Below are 18091 nucleotides of genomic sequence, written 5' to 3'. Positions count from 1 at the left end.
AAAACCAATATGCCAATGAAAAAGCTAAGCCAAACCTTCCTTACCTTATCCTTGCTCCTCCTGGTTCAATTCACTGCAATTGCAGCAGAACGAATTCCGCTAAAAGTTGAAAAGCACCAGGAAGGTGCTCCCATTACCATGGGTATACCCATTCCCATCGGTGCCCTGTATTCTCCGGACCATGTCCGACTGCTCAATAAACAAGGCAAGGAAATCCCTTCCCAAATCACGGAAGTCAACAACTGGATGCCCATTAACAACAGCATCAAATGGATCTGGGTATTTTTCTTTACCGATGCCAACGACAATTACACCCTGGAATATGGCAGCGATGTCAAAAGAGAAACCTTTAAAGGCGATCGTGTAGTGATCAGAAATGTGCAGCCCATGGGCAGCTATACGGAAGTCAGCACCGGCCCATTGAACTTCAAAATCAAGAAAGACAATGGAGGTTTCTTTGAAACGGTACAGCTGAATACCGATAAAAACGGGTTCAGTGCCTCAGACATCATCGCCGAAGGCGCGAAAGACAGAGGTTCCTTCCTCGATCTTTTAGATCAGGCAGGAATAGACAAGTCCAAAGCCATCATCACCAGAAGCGTCATCGAAAAAGGCTCCGGCTCTTTGCATGGCATCATCAGACTTGAAGGAGAATACCGCTATGAGAGAAAAGACAACAATCCTGCGCCATTCGTGCTCAGAGTCCACGTATATGCCGGAAAATCCTATGTTAAAGTACTCCATACCTTTGTCTACACCGGCGTCCCGGATCAGCATGAAATTAAAAAAGGAGAGCATGCCAGGATTGCTACGCAAAGTAAAGACATACTTTCGGAAGAAGAAAGCAGCGATAAAGGCTGGTCTAAACCAAACGACCAGATTGCAGGAACAGGCTTCTCCCTCCATTACAAACTAAACGGTGCCATCTCCTACAAAGTAGGTTATAAAGATGGTAAATGGTGGGAAAACCCAGCAGAAAAAGTATATGAATTCTCCGGAAATGGAACACAGAAAACCTCACTATTCCAAACCGGGCCGAAACCAAATAAAGTAGCTCCGGTGCCGGAATCCACAAATACCAAAAGAATGGAAGGCTTCTCTGCCAGTCTAACCACCGACAATAAGGAGCAGCTGAAAACCGCCAAAGCCAGTGGCTGGATGGACATCAGCGACAAAAAATGGGGCATTGCCATCGGCATCAAACACTTCTTTGAAGAATACCCAAAAGAACTGAATATCATCGCTGATCAGCAGCTCACTACCGCCTATTTATGGTCGCCGCAAGCAGGGCCAATGAGCTTCGCAAGGGATACTAACGCTCCTGATGATGGTATATTAGGGAATTTCGCACAAGGACTGGCTAAAACCAGCGAACTGGTTTATTACTTCCATGAAGCCAGCGTAAGTACCCCCTCCATTCAAAAATCATTGAATTATTTCCTGGATCCGCCAGTAGCACATGCCGCTCCGCAAGCCTATGCCGTATCGAAAGTTTTCGGTTCCTTCTCCCCTCACAACACGACCTTTTCTGAGTTTGAGCGTGGAATGGACTATAAATTCGACTGGATGCTTTTCAACCAAAACTGGGCACCATGGTATGGCATGTTCGAGCATGGCGACTTTAAAAACTACTACATCGCCAATAAATGGGAAATGTGGGCAAACAACGAACCTGCACAAGACTATATGTTATGGATGCAATTCATGAGAACCGGAGATCCGAAACTTTACAATGCCGCACAGGCGATGAGCAGACATACCATGGATGTAGACAATATTCACTGGCCTAAAAAACCAGTATACCATGGAGATACCAACCCTGTTCTCGATTACCTGCAAAGCAAAGAAGCACCAGATAACACTACTCCTTACCTCGGCATCGGAAAAAGACATGGCGATCAGCATTGGTCGGCAGTACTGAGCGCACACGTATGGGTACAGGGATGGCTCGCAGATTACTACTTGACCGGAGACCACAGAGGTTTAGAAATCGCGCGTCAAACTGCAGATACTTATGTGAAACGCATCTGGGGAGATCATGACCTGATGGGACGCCGTCTATATCTATCCGTATGGAACATGACCGAAGTATACGATGCCACCAAAGATGAAATCTACCTGACCGATCTGAAAGACCGCATCAAACACATGTTAGACCTGCAAAACGGAACTGAGCAAAATAGCAGTCTGGTGGTAGACCGTTATGGTTATTCTCAGGTATATGCCTCACAAGGGCTCAGCAAATATTACCGGATCACCCGCGATGAAAAAATAAAACAGGCACTCATTACCCATGCCCGTTCGGTAAGAGACAATGAGCCGATCGCCTACTTTATGGAATCCTACCTATCTTCTATCCACAGCTTACTGATCGGTTATGAATTCACCCGAGATCAAAGTTTCCTGAACAGGGCACTGGAACGTGCGGCAGTACTAAAAACAGACCAGACCAATGTTAAGTTCGACAATAATGCCACACAGAAACAACTCGCAGAAACCCTGTTAAAAGTAAGCCACTTCCCTCAGGATCCCGAAAAAGAATATGCAGAATGGGATGTCAGAAACGGCCTTCGGGTATTCGGCTGGACACATGCTTACAATGTTCCATACCTGCTCTACTGGTTAAGAAATGAAGAACCGCAGAAGTCAATAAAAAAATAATCACAATTATACAGTACAAAACCAAAAGCACAGCGTCTTAGCATAAAATAACACATCATCTCCACACAAAATGACTAAAAAAACCTTCAAAAACGACTTGGAACGAATCGATGCAGCATGGGAAAAGCTAGCTCCCATGCTGGACGATCAAGAAACGCCGGTAAGAAAACTAAAGCCCTGGTTCAATAAACAGATCATCGCTGCTGCAGCAATGCTGATCCTGGTGACCACCATCGGCGTATGGTTTTTGAAAGAACAAAACGCAGAAATCCATCACCTCACCAAGTATGGACAAACCTTACGTGTTGTTCTTCCCGACAGTTCTGTCGTGACCTTGAATGGAAATAGTCAGCTGAGCTATCGTAAAAACTGGTCCGGCAATGGGGATCGGGAAGTAAAGGTAGATGGGGAAGCGTACTTCTCGGTAAAACACACACGCTCCCATCAAAAGTTTTTTGTAAAAATGCCTGACCAGCTATCAGTTGAAGTATTGGGTACTGAATTTAACATCAGCGCCAGAAACCACGATACCCGGGTGGTGCTGAATTCCGGAAAAATCGACTTCCGTATGGAGGGACAGGACCACAAAACCAATATCATTCAAATGAAGCCCGGCGACCTCGTAGAGTACCAAAGCAAGGAAAAATCTTATACCAAACGTATGGTAGATCCAGCGATTTATTCGTCCTGGAAAACCGACCGCCTGGTGTTCGATAAAACACCATTGAAAGAAGTACTCAACACCCTGCACAACACCTATGGACTGGAAATCCTGGTGGAAGATCCTAAAATGCTGGACATGAACTTGTCCGGATCTGCACCAACTACCAACATCAATTCCCTGATTCATGCATTATCAGAAACATTTAATATCAATTTCACTAAAAAAGGAGATACGCTTATTGTTACGAATACCCCCTGAGTCAACTAACTAATTTTATCAACTAAACCAACCAAACCATGGTAAAAATTCTACACTTGCTGCTGATCCTCGTGATCGGTAGCGCATCGATGGTATTTAGTCGTGTGCAGTCCTTCGCATTTGTGCCGGAAAGTGCTACCACCACGCCTTCAGAGGCCATGCGTCAATTGATGCCCCTCAAAGATGCATTGAAAGGACTCGAAAAAATACACAAAGTATCCATTATGTTCGACAGCAAGCTGGCCGAGAATATACTTGTTCAAACTAAAGAAAAACCACAACATGAAAGTATTGAAACGGCATTGACCAATATGCTTTCTCCGGTAAATATTAACTATAAAAAGATTAGCGAACAGTTTTATGTGATCAATTTCAAAGATTCAAAAACTTCTGCAGATCACCGTCAGAACAGCCCAAAGGAAAAAGGCAGTACCGAACCGACACCAGCAGAAAACGCCAATAACCTGAGCGAAGTCTATAGAGAGTTGACCATCACTGGTAAAGTGGCCGATGGCAGCAATGGGGAGATACTGCCTGGCGTTTCCATTAAATTGAAAGGGAAAAACATTACCACCAGCACCAATTCCAACGGAAAATACACCATTAAAGTTCCTGAAAAAGGTATCCTTGTATTCTCTTATATCAGTTACATCACGAAGGAAGTGGCCATCGGTTCTTCTACAGTCATCAATGTAGATTTAATGCCTGACCAGCAGAAACTAGATGAAATTGTAGTAGTAGGTGTGGGATACGGTACACAGCAAAAAAGAAACTTAACTGGTTCTATTGCTTCTATCAGTGCAAAAAGCATCAAGGATATTCCGGTAACCAGCTTCGAGAATGCCATTCAAGGCCAGATCGCAGGGGTACAGGTACAAGAGCCAAGTGGCGAACCAGGTGCCGCAACCACCATTCGTGTGCGTGGTGTCGGTTCTATCTCCGCTGGTAACGAACCCTTATATGTAGTAGATGGTTTCCCCATCTCTAAAAACGTAGAATCTGCCACTCAGGGCGATGTTTCTAAAAGAACGGTAGCCTTCCGCCCCGCTCCGGCAAACCCGCTGGGAACCATCAGCCCGGGAGATATTCAATCCGTAGAGGTCTTAAAAGACGCTGCCGCTGCCGCCATTTATGGTTCCAGAGGTTCAAACGGAGTCATCATCATCACCACTAAAAAAGGAAAAAGAGACGGTACTACTTCAGTCAATTTCGACTCCTATTATGGCATCCAAACCCTGGCCAACAAGGTAGACCTGATGAACTCAAAAGAGCTCAGCGAGTATGTGCTGAACGCGAAGAACAATGCCTACCTGCAGGATTTCCCGAATGCCAGCATCAACGACCCCAATTCAGTACGTTACACCAGAAGTACCAATACCAGTTATTACCTGCCTAATGATTTTATCAATCCAACAGGTGTAGACACCGACTGGCAGGATGTGCTGTTCAAAAATTCCAACATCCAGTCCTATAACCTATCCCTTTCTGGTGGAGCAGAAAAACTAGGCTATTACATCTCTGGTAACTATTTCAATCAAGGTGGTATCATCGATAAAACCGGATTTAAACGTTATACCTTCCGCATCAACATCGAATCTGATCCGGTTAAAAACCTGCGTATCGGTGCCATTGTGAATCCTTCATTTACAGATCAGGCCAAAGGATCTACCAGTGCCCCTTATTTCGCAGATCCTCCAGGAGCAGTTTACACCGCCCTGGTACATTCGCCAACAGTAAGCCCTTACCTGCCAAATGGTACGATTAACCAAAGCAATAACCAGAGTCACCTGAACACAGAAAATGGAACCGGTACCAATATGACCGCTTCCAGTAACCCGCTGGCGGTAGTAAAATACATCCATGACGACCTTTCGCAGTTCAGAAGCTTTGCCAGCGCCTATGCAGAATATACCTTTCTGGATGGTCTGAAATACAAGTTCATGATCGGTACAGACATTAACAACTACAATAGAAAATATTACAGAGAAAAGGCATTTATCGACCGTGCAGCAACTGTAGGTGTGCCTTATGGACAGTCTAACTCTTCACTGGAAACCAACTGGCTTTCAGAAAACCTCCTAACTTACAACAAGGTATTTGGGGTACACAGCATCTCTGCACTTGCCGGATATACCGCACAGAAAGACAAGATCAGAAACAATCAGGTACAAGCAGAAAACTTCCCTGACGATTTAGTACAAACCGTGAGCGGCGGACAAGTTACCGGTGGTACCGCAACCGAAGAAGAATGGTCGCTGGTATCCTACCTGGGTAGGGTAAACTATGCGTTTATGGACCGTTACCTATTGACCGCGACCATCCGTTCTGACCGTGCTTCCCGTTTTGGTGAGGGCAATAAAGTCGGTTATTTCCCTTCCTTCTCTGCCGGATGGAGAATGTCTGATGAAGCATTCATGAAAAATATCAAATGGATCAGCGACTTTAAACTGCGCGGAAGCTGGGGTAAAACAGGAAACTTCCTGATCCCAAACTATGCCGCTGTAGGACTATTGAGCCCATATAATTATGTATTTGGCAATGTCGTGACCAACGGGATCGCCCCTTCTACCCCAAGCAATCCAAACCTGACCTGGGAGAAAAATACACAGGTAGATATCGGTCTGGACATGAGCTTCCTGAGCAACAGGATCTTTGCATCCCTAGATTGGTACAATAAGAAAACTTCTAACCTGCTCCTGAATGTACAAGTGCCTGCAGTAGTAGGTTACGGGAACTCTAACCCGCTAATGAACATCGGTGAGGTAGAAAACAAAGGTTTTGAAGCTTCCCTTTCTACTCAGAATTTAGTAGGCAGCTTCACCTGGAGCACCGATATGAACTTCTCTACCAACAAAAACAAAGTATTGAAATTGGGCGCTTCCGGCGATCCAATTCTAAGCACTGGTGGTGCTGGTATCCGTCACATTACCCGCATCGGCGACCCAATCGGCAGCTATTACGGTTATGTGGTAGAAGGGATCTACCAAAGTCAGGCAGAGATCAACAGCGCCCCTAAAGATAAATTGGCAGCAAAAGCGGCACCTGGAGATTTCATGTTCAAAGATGTAAATGGTGACGGCGTTATTGATGCCAACGACCGTACGGTTATCGGCAACTATCAGCCTGATTACACCTATGGTATTACCAACAGACTAGGCTATAAAGGCATAGAATTGAGCTTCCTGATCCAGGGTGTAGAAGGTTCACAAGTCTTGAACTTAACCAGAAGACACCTGGCCAATGGTGAAGCCAATACCAACTCTTACTCCGTGCTGAAAAACAGATGGCTTTCCCCAGATCAACCTGGAGATGGTAAAACACCACGTGCAGACCGGCTAGGCGATTTACACGGATTTAACAACAGACCTTCCACTTATCAGGTAGAAGATGCCTCTTACATCCGCCTTAGAAATGTAACCATCGCCTATACCCTACCTGCCAAATGGGTAGGGAAATATTTCTCTTCATTCCGTGTATATACTTCTGGAACCAACCTATTCACCAAAACCGATTATATCGGCTACAACCCTGAGGTAAATAATCAATCTACTTCAAGCGGTGTACAGGGTGAAGATTATGGCGCCTATCCGTTATCAAGAAATTTCACTTTTGGTATTAATGCCTCATTTAAGTAGTGTTCTTAAACCTAAAAACCAGAAAAAATGAAAAAGAAATTAATATATATCCTGATCTCTGCCGGAATACTCAGCTCTTGTGGCAAAGAGTTTACCGACCTGAACCCGATTTCTCAGCGTAACGTAAATGCCTTCTATAAAACCAGTGACGATATGGTGATCGCCGTAAACGCAGCTTATAAAGCGCTGCAGATGAACGGTGCTTACAACCAAAGTTACTGGATCCTGAACGAAATGCGTTCCGATAATACCGATGGCGGTGCCGATAATACCGGATTGGGTGCAGACCTGAATGCCATTGACAACTTCAATGAAAATGCGGCAACAGCCGAATTGGTCACCTCTTCCTACCTGGATACTTATGTAGGCATCAGCAGATGTAACATCGTATTGAGCAGAATTGAAGAAGTACCAATGGATCCAGCCTTAAAAAACAGAGTGAAAGGAGAAGCTTTATTCCTACGCTCCCTGTTTTATTATAACCTTGCCCTGAACTTCGGAAGAATCCCATTGGTACTCAAAGAAATTACCGTAGAAGAAGGTAAATCCTATCCTCAATTGCCAGCTAGCGAAGTATATAAACAGTTAGTTGCCGACCTGGCCACCGCCGAAGGTTTCTTAGATGTAAAATATACCGGCATCAATGTGGGCAGAGCAACTAAAGGAGCCGCAGCCACATTAATGGGTAAAATTTACCTGACCATGGGCGATAAAGCTTCGGCTGTTGCACCATTGAGAAGGGTTAAAACTTACGGTTACACCCTAGTTCCTACTTACGACAAGCTTTGGGGAATTGCCAATAAAAACAATGTAGAATCCATCTTTGAAGTGCAGTACAAAGGTGGTGGTACCAATACCGGAAATGCCTTTACCAATGCTTTCTCTCCCTTAATGATCCAAAGCACCGGTGCTTACAAAAACAGACCTACCGCAGAAATGCAGGCTGCTTATGAGCCGAACGACAAACGTTTTGCCATCTCTATGAACCCGATCAACGGGCCATTAAATGCAGGACGTTTTATCCTTAAATATGGCACGACTACTGCCTATAATGAAGGTGATGCGGATTATAATTTCGTGGTACTGCGTTATGCAGATGCCTTGCTGATGCTGGCAGAAGCTTTGGGAGAAGGCACCGAAGCCTACGACCTGATCTATGAAGTGAGGTTCCGTGCCGGATTGAATAGAATTGACAGCAGTACCCCAGGTACTTTCGCCGAGAAATTACTCAAAGAAAGACGAGTAGAGCTTGCTTTTGAAAACCACAGATGGCCGGATTTACTGCGTTTTGGTAAGGCTGCTGAAGTGATGAAAGCACAAGGAAAAACACCAAGATTGCTTTTCCTGATTCCTCAGCGTGAACTGGACATCAACAACACCTACAGCCAGAATCCAATCTAAAGAGTTTATAACCAGCAAACCACAGGTCGCCCGCTTTACAATGGCGACCTGTTAAAAAATACAACGTATGAAAAAGATGAACTCCGTATTTATCCTTTCTTTGCTATCGGTATGCCTTGGCATGAACGCCAATGCACAGCAGCAGCCACCAAAACCTGCCTCTGGAAAAATCCTGCAGGACTTAAAAAAGCTCAACAAATTAGGTAATGTGTTATACCTTGCCGCACATCCGGATGATGAAAACACCACCCTGATCGCCTACCTGGCCAACCAGAAATTGTACCATACCGGCTACCTGTCCCTAACCCGCGGGGATGGCGGACAGAACCTGATCGGCCCCGAAATCCGGGAACGCCTGGGCGTAATCCGTACTCAGGAATTACTGCAAGCCAGAAGAACAGATGGCGGCCACCAGTTTTTCACCAGGGCCAACGACTTCGGCTTCTCGAAAAACCCGGAAGAAGTATTCAGCATCTGGGACCGTGAAAAACTCCTTGCCGATGTGGTATGGGTGATCCGTAATTTCAAACCAGATGTGATCATCACCAGATTTCCTAAAGATTCCCGCGCAGGTCATGGTCAGCACAGCGCCTCTTCTATTTTAGCAGAAGATGCTTTTGTGGCAGCTGCCGATCCGAAACGCTTTCCTGAGCAGCTGAAATATGTACAGCCATGGCAAGCCAAACGCCTGGTATGGAACATCAGCTCCTGGGCCTTCAAAGATCCTGCTGCATTCGACAAGATTGCGTCTTCTCTCGTTAAAGTAGATGTTGGGGTATTCAACCCTTTACTCGGGAAATCTTATGGCGAGATCTCTGCGGAAAGCCGCAGCATGCACAAAAGCCAGGGATTTGGTTCCACAGGCACCCGCGGCAGCAACTTCGATTATTTCCAGCACACCATGGGGCCAGCTGCAAAAGCAGACCTTTTCGAAGACATCAACACGACCTGGACCAGGGTACCAAACAGTGCAAAAGTTCAGGAAGCCATTACCAAAGCCATTGCCACTTATAACGCCGCAAATCCATCTGCAGTAGTCCCTCTCCTATTAACTGCGAGAGCGGAACTACAGAAATTACCGGATTCTTTCTGGAAAACCCAGAAATTAGAAGAGCTTCAAGAAGTGATCCGCAGCGCCACCGGACTATACATTGAAGCCACTGCCGGTAATTTTGCAGTGGTACCTGGAGGAAAACTAGAAGTACAAACAGAAGTGATCAACAGATCTCCAATTGCCGTAAAGATCACTTCCATCCATTTCCCTTACCAGAAAAATGATTCCACTATCAATAACGGACTGGCCAATTCCGCAGGTCAGAAGTATAAAAAACAACTCATCGTTCCGGCAGATCTGGCTTTTTCTCAGCCTTACTGGCTGCAGAAAGCAGATACGCTGGGTATGTTTGACATCTTAAAACAATCAGATGTTGGCTTACCGGAAAATACTCCTGCGGCAGAAGTAGCGGTCAACCTTACTATCGGCGGACAACCCTTTAAATTTACTGTTCCTGTAGTTTATAAACACAACGACCTGGTATACGGCGAATTATACCAGCCCCTGTCGGTGAGTCCGCCGGTATTCGCCAATATTGCCGAAAACGTATACATGTTCAATGGCCCTGAAGCCAAACAAGTAAACGTGTTTCTCAAAGCTGGTAAAGCAAACATCAAAGGTGAAGTATCATTGAAACTTCCTGAAGGATGGAAGGTGAGCCCGGCATCCGTTCCTTTCGATATCGAGAAAGAAAAAGCAGAACAGACTGCAAAGTTTATGGTCACCCCACCAGCGAATTCCAATATTGCAGAAATCCAGGCCATCGTTAATCTGGACAACAAAACCTATAATAAAGGAATCAGTGTGATCAATTACCAGCACATTCCTGAGCAGGTACTGTTCCCGGTAGCCTTGGCAAAAGCAGTAAAGTTAGACCTGAATGTGAAAGGGAAACGCATTGGCTACCTGCCTGGAGCAGGTGATGAAGTACCTCGATCCCTGCAGCAGATCGGTTACGATGTGACTTTATTGAAAGATGCAGACATCAACTCAGAAAACCTGGAGAAATTTGATGCCGTAATTGTAGGAATCAGAGCTTACAATACCTTAGACCGCATTAACTTTTACCATGACCGCCTGATGGATTACGTGAAAAACGGAGGAAATGTATTGATTCAATACAATACCAATGCTGGATTAAAAGCCAATCCTGGCCCCTACCCGATGAAATTATCCACCGATAGGGTCACTGTGGAAGGAGCCGAAGTACGCGTATTACTCCCTGAGCATGCCGCTTTCCAAAAGCCTAATAAAATTACCAATGCTGATTTTGATGGCTGGGTTCAGGAACGTGGTTTATACTTCCCTAGCGAATGGGCAAAGGAATATGAAGCACTGATCTCTATTAATGATCCGGGAGAAAGTCCTAAAAACAGCAGTATTTTAGTCGCGAAATATGGAAAAGGAAACTTTGTTTATACCGGAATTTCCTGGTTCAGGCAGCTTCCTGCAGGTGTACCGGGTGCTTATCGCCTGTTCACCAACCTGATTTCTTTGGGACAATAAAATATTCTACCTCCATTTAAGGTGCCGGTATCCTATATTAGAGGATTCGGCGCCTTTTTTTAACCAAATATAAAAACCAGCTACAACATGATGAAGAACATCTCCAGACACCTGACCTTTCAGGTGATTATTGCAATCATTTTTGGCATCCTGGTAGGGATGTTCTTCCCCACATTTGCGAATACAGCCAAACTCATCAGCAAGACATTCATCAATATGATCAGCATGCTGATCGCCCCTATTATTTTCTTCACCATTGTACTCGGCATTGCTAAAATGGGCGACATGAAAAAAGTGGGTCGCGTTGGAGGAAAAGCATTGCTTTACTTCGAATTGATTACCACAGTGGCCATTTTTATCGGCCTGGTGACTGCCAACTTAATGAGACCTGGCGATGGACTAAATCCTGTAGTTAAGCATCCAAGTACCGCTACCGCAGTGATCGCTCCCGGTAGTCCTGCTGCTGCCAATGCAGCGGCAGCCGTTGCCCCAGCCGATGTGAGTTGGATGGATTTCCTCAGCCACATCATTACCCCTAATATTTTTGAATCCTTTGCCAAAGGCGATATCCTGCAAATCCTGTTTTTTGCCATACTATTCGGCTTTGCCCTGAGCAAAATGGGCCAGGCCGGAAGACATACGATTATCGCTTTTGAAAACCTCTCCCAGATCATTTTCAACATGATGAAATTTGTGATGAAACTGGCACCCATCGGGGCTTTTGGAGGAATGGCCTTCACCATTGGCAACTATGGTCTTTCTACATTGATCCCGATGGGAAAAGTGATGCTGGTGGTTTACATCACCTGCATCCTGTTTATTTTTGTGGTGCTCAATTTCATCTGTTACCTCTATAAATTTAGTCTGTGGCAATACCTGAAATACATCCGTCAGGAGATCCTGGTGGTATTGGGTACCTCCTCTTCCGAGTCGGTATTGCCAAGTATGATCCAAAAGATGGAGCGTTTTGGCTGTTCCAAATCTGTCGTCGGATTGGTGATTCCTACCGGCTATTCTTTTAACCTGGATGGTACTTCTATCTACCTTTCCATTGCATTGATCTTCCTGACCCAGGCTTTCAAAATAGAGCTGGGCATCGCAGAGCAGATCGCAGCAATGGGAATTTTAATGGTGACTTCCAAAGGTGCTGCCGGCGTCACCGGAAGTGGTTTCATCGTACTCAGCTCTACACTGGTTTCCTTAAACATCATGCCCATAGAAAACGTGGCCATCTTACTGGGTGTAGATCGGTTTATGTCGGAAGCCAGATCGATCACCAACCTGATCGGCAATGGCATTGCCGTAGTAGTAATCGCTAAAAGTGAGAAAGAATTTGATGAAGAAAAATACCAGTTGGCCATCAATCCAGCGACTACTTAAACTGTAAAGTCAGATAGTAACCCCTGGGATCGGAAGGAAATATACCCGGCCCAGGGTAACCACCTGCTCATCAACTTTCTATTCTGTACTTGTCGCAAGCTCCCCCCTTAAATGTCTTTTACCCCCTACCCTTGCTGCTAGAAGATTCAGTAACTTAGAGCTTATAAAACCATAAATTAGTTTTTATAAAACCCTAAAAATCAATCGATATGAAAAACTTCTTTTATCCTTGTTTAACCATCAGGGGAAAGATCAGCGAGGCCGCCGAATTTTATACCCAGACGTTTGGAGGGAGTAAAACCGGCATCTCCAATCCTTATGTAATAGAAATACAAATGAGCGGACAAAAGTTTTTGTTGCTCAATGAAGGGCCCTCCTCTAATCCAAATCCTTCCATTTCATTTATGGTGATGTGTGAAAACGCAGAAGAAACCGAAAAATGCTGGAATAATTTACAAGATGGCGGAAAGGTCATGATGGCCTTAGACAGCTATCCATGGAGTCCAAAATATGGCTGGATACAAGATAAATATGGCATTTCCTGGCAATTGTATACTGGAACAAAACAGGATTCCTCTCAAAAATTCTGTCCGACTTTAATGTTTACTGGCGATAAGGCCGGTCAGGCAGAAACTGCATTGCGTTTTTACACTTCTATATTCCCAAATTCTGACATTGAAGGGGTGTTGAAATACACAGAAGGAGAAGGCGACCGTACCGATTTTGTGAAACATGCACAGTTTAAACTGAATGGTTATGTAGCCATGGCGATGGACAGTTCCGCTGAACATGGTTTCGGTTTTAATGATGCGATCTCTTTGGTGGTTGAATGTGAAACACAAGATGAAATCGACCATTACTGGAATCAGCTCACTGCTCATGGAGGATCTGAGGTGATGTGTGGCTGGCTGACCGATAAATACGGCATCAGCTGGCAGATCGTGCCTAAAATAATCGGTAAACTGATCAGTGATCCGGAGCGTGGCCAGCGGGTAATGCAAGCCGTAATGGGCATGAAAAAGCTGATTATCGCTGATCTGGAAAATGCTTAAGCTATTGTAATCATAACAAAACGCCCTGAACATGAATATGAGCAGGGCGTTTTGTTTAACGTGTTGTTTTAATAAACTATTCTTTTGCTTGTTCCGGGGCTTTTCCAATCAATTCCATAAACTGATCCAGTTTAGGGGTGATGATAATTTCTGTACGTCTGTTTTTTGCTCTTCCTGCTTCGGTATCGTTGCTGGCAATCGGGTTATATTCCCCTCTACCTGCAGCGGTTAATCTTTTAGGAATTACACCGTAATTGTTCTGTAAAGATTGAACGACAGAAGAAGCTCTCAACGTACTTAAATCCCAGTTGTTCCGAATATTGACTTGTGAAATAGGCACATTGTCCGTATTTCCTTCAATTAATACATCATAACTCTGGTAATCTTTAATGATTTTAGCGATTTTACTTAAGGTTACTCCTGCCTGATCAGAAATTTCATAGCTTCCTGATTTGTATAACATTTGATCCGATAGCGAGATGTAAACTACCCCTTTTAGTACTTTAATATCGACATCACTCATTTCTTCCCTGCTCAATGAACGGGTCAGATTGGTGGTCAATACCAGGTTCAGGGAATCACTGGTATTTTTAGTGTTTACTAAATGCTGAATATATTTATTGGCGACATTGATCTCATCTACAAGTTTAGAAATATTTGTATTTCCCTGGCTGCTGGAATTCAAGCATTTATTCAATGCGATTTGCAGGGCTTTTACATTTTCCTGCTGTGCAGCAATTTGTTCTTCCAAACTTTTCACTCGAGTGTTTGAACTGGCAAGCTGCTGATTCACACCCTGGTTTTTTTCTTGTAACTGCGTATAACTAGACTGCAGGTCCGCGAATTTTTTATTACTCACACAACCCTGGCCTAATAAAGCCACAGCGATCAACAAGGATGGTACAATAGGTAATCTCATAATCTTATATATTCGTTACAGTACAACTTAATTTGTATAATTCTAAAGGAGCAACTACTGTACCACAATCTGTTTGTTTCGGTGTTTTTATTCCCATTATCTCTATTTTGCTGATCCGGTTATCCTGTTGTGTCCAAGTTCTATTTGTGTTCTGCTCAGATTCTATTTCTGTTCAACAAATACGACTTCTGAAACCATGGCGTTACTACCAGCCATCGACTCAATTTTGACTTGCAATTTCCCGTCATTGGTATCTTCCCGCATCACAAAAAGCTTGATCCATTTTCCTTTTTTGTCGAGTGTACCGGTCATAAATTCCCTGCCATCCATCCATATTTTCGCAGACCTGGATTCATTATTCCAATCTTCAAAATGCAGGTACAGTTCCCCAATTACACCTTGAGGTGGGTTAATCGTGATTTCCATGTTTTTTCCATACCAGGCATATTTTCCATCCCATTCCCAGATCCCTTCTTCGCCAGTCATTTTATAACTAGTACTTCGTTTCAATACCGGAGCCTTATCCCCAGTTTTCACATAAAGTAAAGCTGTTGAAAATTCCGCAGGCACTCCCGATGCGGCCTCCTTAATGAAAGGAAAACTTTTCTTTAATTGGCTGGTATCCACATCAACCTGAGGATCAAATGCTGGCGTCCCCATGTATTTGAGCAAACTGTACCTTAACTGTTTGGCTACTGGATTTTGTTTGGTTCCCTGCTGCTTCGAGGGATCGATATCATAGCCACAAACCAGCAGCTTCCCTTTTCCTACTTTACATTCAAAGATTGCCGCCAATTTTTCATTCAGATGGAAATCACTGATTGGCTGTACTATCGGTTCCAGGTTTGACGGCCAGTCTTTCATTTTGAAAGACCTTCCTTTACTGATGGATTCCCATTGCCAATCCGTAAATGATCCTGTTGGAAAATCTGCTAATGCAGGATGTTGATCGTTGATCAAAGCACCAAGCGTGGTATTCTCCTGTCCGGGGAAGAAAACATTGGACCAAAATAAAGGACTGAAGAACAAAGGTCTGGATACCTCAGCAGTTCCTAAGTTTGCCGCATAAAGCAATACCGTTTTACCTTTTTGTAGTGCTTCTAGTGCATTTTGATCCAGCACAGTGGTTTCGAGTACCTTGTAATTTTTTAAAGCCTTCGTACTTTTCGAAACATTGTTTTCATTTCCAGCTGGTATTCCAGCCGATTTTCCAACTGATCTTCCTACTGTATTTGAAGTACTATTTAATAAATCGTTGTAAATTACTGAATCATTGTAAATCCAAAGGTCCCATTCATTTCGGAAATTAGTGCCAGGCAAACTGATCATTAGTTTTGCTTTTGTAGCTGCCCTGATTTTCCCCAATCCTAATTCTATATTTCCGAAATTTTTTACTTCCCCTCTTTTCACTGCTAAAGTAGGAATTTTTCCTTGGCCTAATACCTGCTGATCTTCAGCAACCATTTTCCATTCTAAACCAGTATTCAAGTCTCCTCTTCCATAATTTGCAATTTCTAATCCTGCGCTAAAAGTTTCTGTATTTTCCCATACAAACTTCTTTATTCTTGCCAAAGTCACCACTTCATTGTTATACTGTTTGAAATAGGTGGTATCTGTGGTTCCTTTATCGTCATAAAAAGCATCCAGCCATCCCACTAAAGCTTCCCCCTGTCCTTGATAATCCTGCATGCTCAGCATTTGGAATCCTCCGCTGGAAGGAGTACGGTAAAAATTTTCAATTAAACTCTTATACAAAATCTTTTGAAGCGTTCCACTAGCCTGATGAAAGGCCGCATCTTTATTTTCCAGTCCGTTAGCAATGGCTGATGCCCTGCAGACCTCCAGATTTCGAGCTTTTAAAACACCGGTATATTTATCAATCTCCGACCATAAAGGATAGACAGGAAATTGTCCTACTTCATGTGCAAAAATGGGGATGTTACTTTTCGAATAGTTTTTCTCCAGGTCATAATCGCTTCTTCCACCTTGCAAGCCGTAGGTACTGCCTACATTTGGAATATTATGTGTGGCAGAATAATCGTCGACCGGCATAATTTTTCTTGCGGTAGATACGGCATATAACCTTCTATTGTCTTTCAGCTTTAATTTTTCAATCCATTTGGCCATCACGTTGAAGTCGGAATTTCCAAGTTCATTGCCGATGCACATCATAGTAAATGAAGGGTGGTTTCCATAAGCTTTGAGCATGCGCTCCAGCTCCTGCTGGGTGTATTGATCTGCGGAAGGATTTTGCCCTAAGCCCGGAGGCAATCCTTTGGTCAGCATATCCGGTCTGTCCTTTGGCGGGTCTGTCATCCACCAATCAATCCAGATGGCTTCAGCCTGAATGTAGATTCCTAACTTGTCTGCTGCTTCAAAAGCTGCTTCTGGTGGACACCAGGAATGAAAACGTACATGGTTTAACCCGTAAGATTTGTAAATTCTAAAGATCCGCTCCCATTCTTTGACATCACAGGAAGGATATCCGGTTAATGGAAAATGTACACAATCCAGGTTACCGCGCATAAACACAGGGGCGTTGTTGATCAGTACTTTTGACTGGCTATGTCCGATGCTTCTAAAACCAAAATCTGCGGAGGTCTCTTCATTATTTTCAAGCTTTACCACTACCCGGTAACGGTTCGGTGTAAACTCATCCCACAATTTAATCGGGAAATCCAGGTTTAAAACCTGATCCTTATCCTCCCTGCGTTCTGATTCCTGACTTTGCGATTTCTTTGCCAGCAAACCCTCCGTCTTATTGAAAATTGTTTCATTTGTCTGTAAGTCCACAATGCGGTAATTGACTTTCATGCGAACCGGATTTTTCAGTGTTATCAGCAGTTTCAATTGTTGTTTTTCCGCATTAGGGTACACTTGCAAATCTTCAATTGCCGTACTTGCAGTTGCCTGTAACTGTATCTTACCTACTGCCCCATTCCAGATACTTTGTGTGTATTCCGTATAAGCATGGCCTTTATCCCCGATATTATGAATTAGATCATTATTGATGCGAATGGTTAACCTGTGTTTTCCAGGGCTGAGTTTACCCAAAGTATGCAGGTGAGGAACGCCTAAACCATCCTGTATAGTCATTAACCGACCATCAATCCAAACTTTAGACTCCCACATCACCCTTTCCAGGAATAGGGAAATCTCTTTGTTTTTCCAGTTTGCCGGGATCGTAATTGTCCTGCTATACCATGCTGGCCCAATATATTTATAGGCTCTGGAAAGAATTCCATAATCTGCACCTTGTGTTTTCGTCCCTTTTTTTGCCTCATCTGTGGTTCCGGGAAGCGCAATTGTTTCTTTCAACTCTTGATCAAACCATTTGTTTTTTTCACCAAGATTCGCTGCATCCAGTTGAAAATTCCATGTTCCTGCCAAACACAGTTGTTCTTGTGCAAAGTTCTTATTGGCAAATAAAAGCAGCATTCCTAACCATGCTAAAAATCTAATTTTCATTCCTTTTCATTTTCGTGTCTACTGGCAATTCCTATCAGGGAGCGCCAGGTTTATAGGCTGAAGATCCGATTCAAATCAGACTTTAAAATTGGA

The 18091-nt window shown here is 43.9% G+C and carries 9 protein-coding genes; 7 read left to right on the top strand and 2 right to left on the bottom strand.

The features are described 5' to 3' along the window. Nucleotides 1-15: 15 nt before the first annotated feature. From AQ505_RS08310 to AQ505_RS08280, 7 genes are all read left to right on the top strand, one after another. The gene (locus AQ505_RS08310; RefSeq protein ID WP_197286334.1) at nt 16-2661 is read left to right on the top strand and encodes an exo-rhamnogalacturonan lyase family protein; all 2646 of its coding nucleotides are present in this window, start codon (nt 16-18) and stop codon (nt 2659-2661) included. A 70-nt stretch (nt 2662-2731) separates the two neighbouring features. Then, a complete protein-coding gene (locus AQ505_RS08305) occupies nt 2732-3583 on the top strand; it encodes a FecR family protein (protein ID WP_062547750.1) in 852 nt (283 codons plus the stop codon). A gap of 38 nt (nt 3584-3621) precedes the next feature. Beyond that, complete coding sequence (locus AQ505_RS08300; protein ID WP_062547749.1) at nt 3622-7218, top strand: SusC/RagA family TonB-linked outer membrane protein; 3597 nt, start codon at nt 3622-3624, stop codon at nt 7216-7218. Nucleotides 7219-7245: 27 nt separating this feature from the next. Continuing rightward, on the top strand, nt 7246-8619 hold the full coding sequence (locus AQ505_RS08295; protein WP_062547748.1) for a RagB/SusD family nutrient uptake outer membrane protein: 1374 nt from the start codon (nt 7246-7248) through the stop codon (nt 8617-8619). A 67-nt stretch (nt 8620-8686) separates the two neighbouring features. Next, complete coding sequence (locus tag AQ505_RS08290) at nt 8687-11179, top strand: PIG-L family deacetylase (RefSeq protein ID WP_062547747.1); 2493 nt, start codon at nt 8687-8689, stop codon at nt 11177-11179. A gap of 87 nt (nt 11180-11266) precedes the next feature. Then, nucleotides 11267-12559 carry a C4-dicarboxylate transporter DctA gene (gene dctA / locus AQ505_RS08285; protein WP_197286333.1) on the top strand — a complete coding sequence of 431 codons (1293 nt, stop codon included), beginning with the start codon at nt 11267-11269 and terminating at the stop codon, nt 12557-12559. A gap of 209 nt (nt 12560-12768) precedes the next feature. Then, nucleotides 12769-13611 carry a VOC family protein gene (locus AQ505_RS08280; protein WP_062547746.1) on the top strand — a complete coding sequence of 281 codons (843 nt, stop codon included), beginning with the start codon at nt 12769-12771 and terminating at the stop codon, nt 13609-13611. A gap of 76 nt (nt 13612-13687) precedes the next feature. Here AQ505_RS08280 and AQ505_RS08275 read toward each other — a convergent pair whose 3' ends face one another. Then, on the bottom strand, nt 13688-14530 hold the full coding sequence (locus AQ505_RS08275) for an OmpA/MotB family protein (protein ID WP_157262255.1): 843 nt from the start codon (nt 14528-14530) through the stop codon (nt 13688-13690). A 162-nt stretch (nt 14531-14692) separates the two neighbouring features. Beyond that, nucleotides 14693-17998 (bottom strand): glycoside hydrolase family 2, encoded by a 3306-nt coding sequence (locus tag AQ505_RS08270; RefSeq protein ID WP_062547744.1) that lies wholly within the window; start codon nt 17996-17998, stop codon nt 14693-14695. Between the last annotated feature and the right edge of the window lie 93 nt (nt 17999-18091).

Origin of the sequence: Pedobacter sp. PACM 27299, from assembly GCF_001412655.1 — a bacterium.
GTDB lineage: Bacteria > Bacteroidota > Bacteroidia > Sphingobacteriales > Sphingobacteriaceae > Pedobacter.
Note: the sequence above shows the minus strand (reverse complement) of the source record. Positions and strands in the feature narration are given on the sequence as shown.

Excerpts from the sequence above, each read along its gene's own strand:
- AQ505_RS08310 (WP_197286334.1), top strand. The coding sequence starts at position 16 with ATGAAAAAGCTAAGCCAAACCTTCCTTACCTTATCCTTGCTCCTCCTG.
- AQ505_RS08305 (WP_062547750.1), top strand. The coding sequence starts at position 2,732 with ATGACTAAAAAAACCTTCAAAAACGACTTGGAACGAATCGATGCAGCA.
- AQ505_RS08300 (WP_062547749.1), top strand. The coding sequence starts at position 3,622 with ATGGTAAAAATTCTACACTTGCTGCTGATCCTCGTGATCGGTAGCGCA.
- AQ505_RS08295 (WP_062547748.1), top strand. The coding sequence starts at position 7,246 with ATGAAAAAGAAATTAATATATATCCTGATCTCTGCCGGAATACTCAGC.
- AQ505_RS08290 (WP_062547747.1), top strand. The coding sequence starts at position 8,687 with ATGAAAAAGATGAACTCCGTATTTATCCTTTCTTTGCTATCGGTATGC.
- dctA (WP_197286333.1), top strand. The coding sequence starts at position 11,267 with ATGATGAAGAACATCTCCAGACACCTGACCTTTCAGGTGATTATTGCA.
- AQ505_RS08280 (WP_062547746.1), top strand. The coding sequence starts at position 12,769 with ATGAAAAACTTCTTTTATCCTTGTTTAACCATCAGGGGAAAGATCAGC.
- AQ505_RS08275 (WP_157262255.1), bottom strand. The coding sequence starts at position 14,530 with ATGAGATTACCTATTGTACCATCCTTGTTGATCGCTGTGGCTTTATTA.
- AQ505_RS08270 (WP_062547744.1), bottom strand. The coding sequence starts at position 17,998 with ATGAAAATTAGATTTTTAGCATGGTTAGGAATGCTGCTTTTATTTGCC.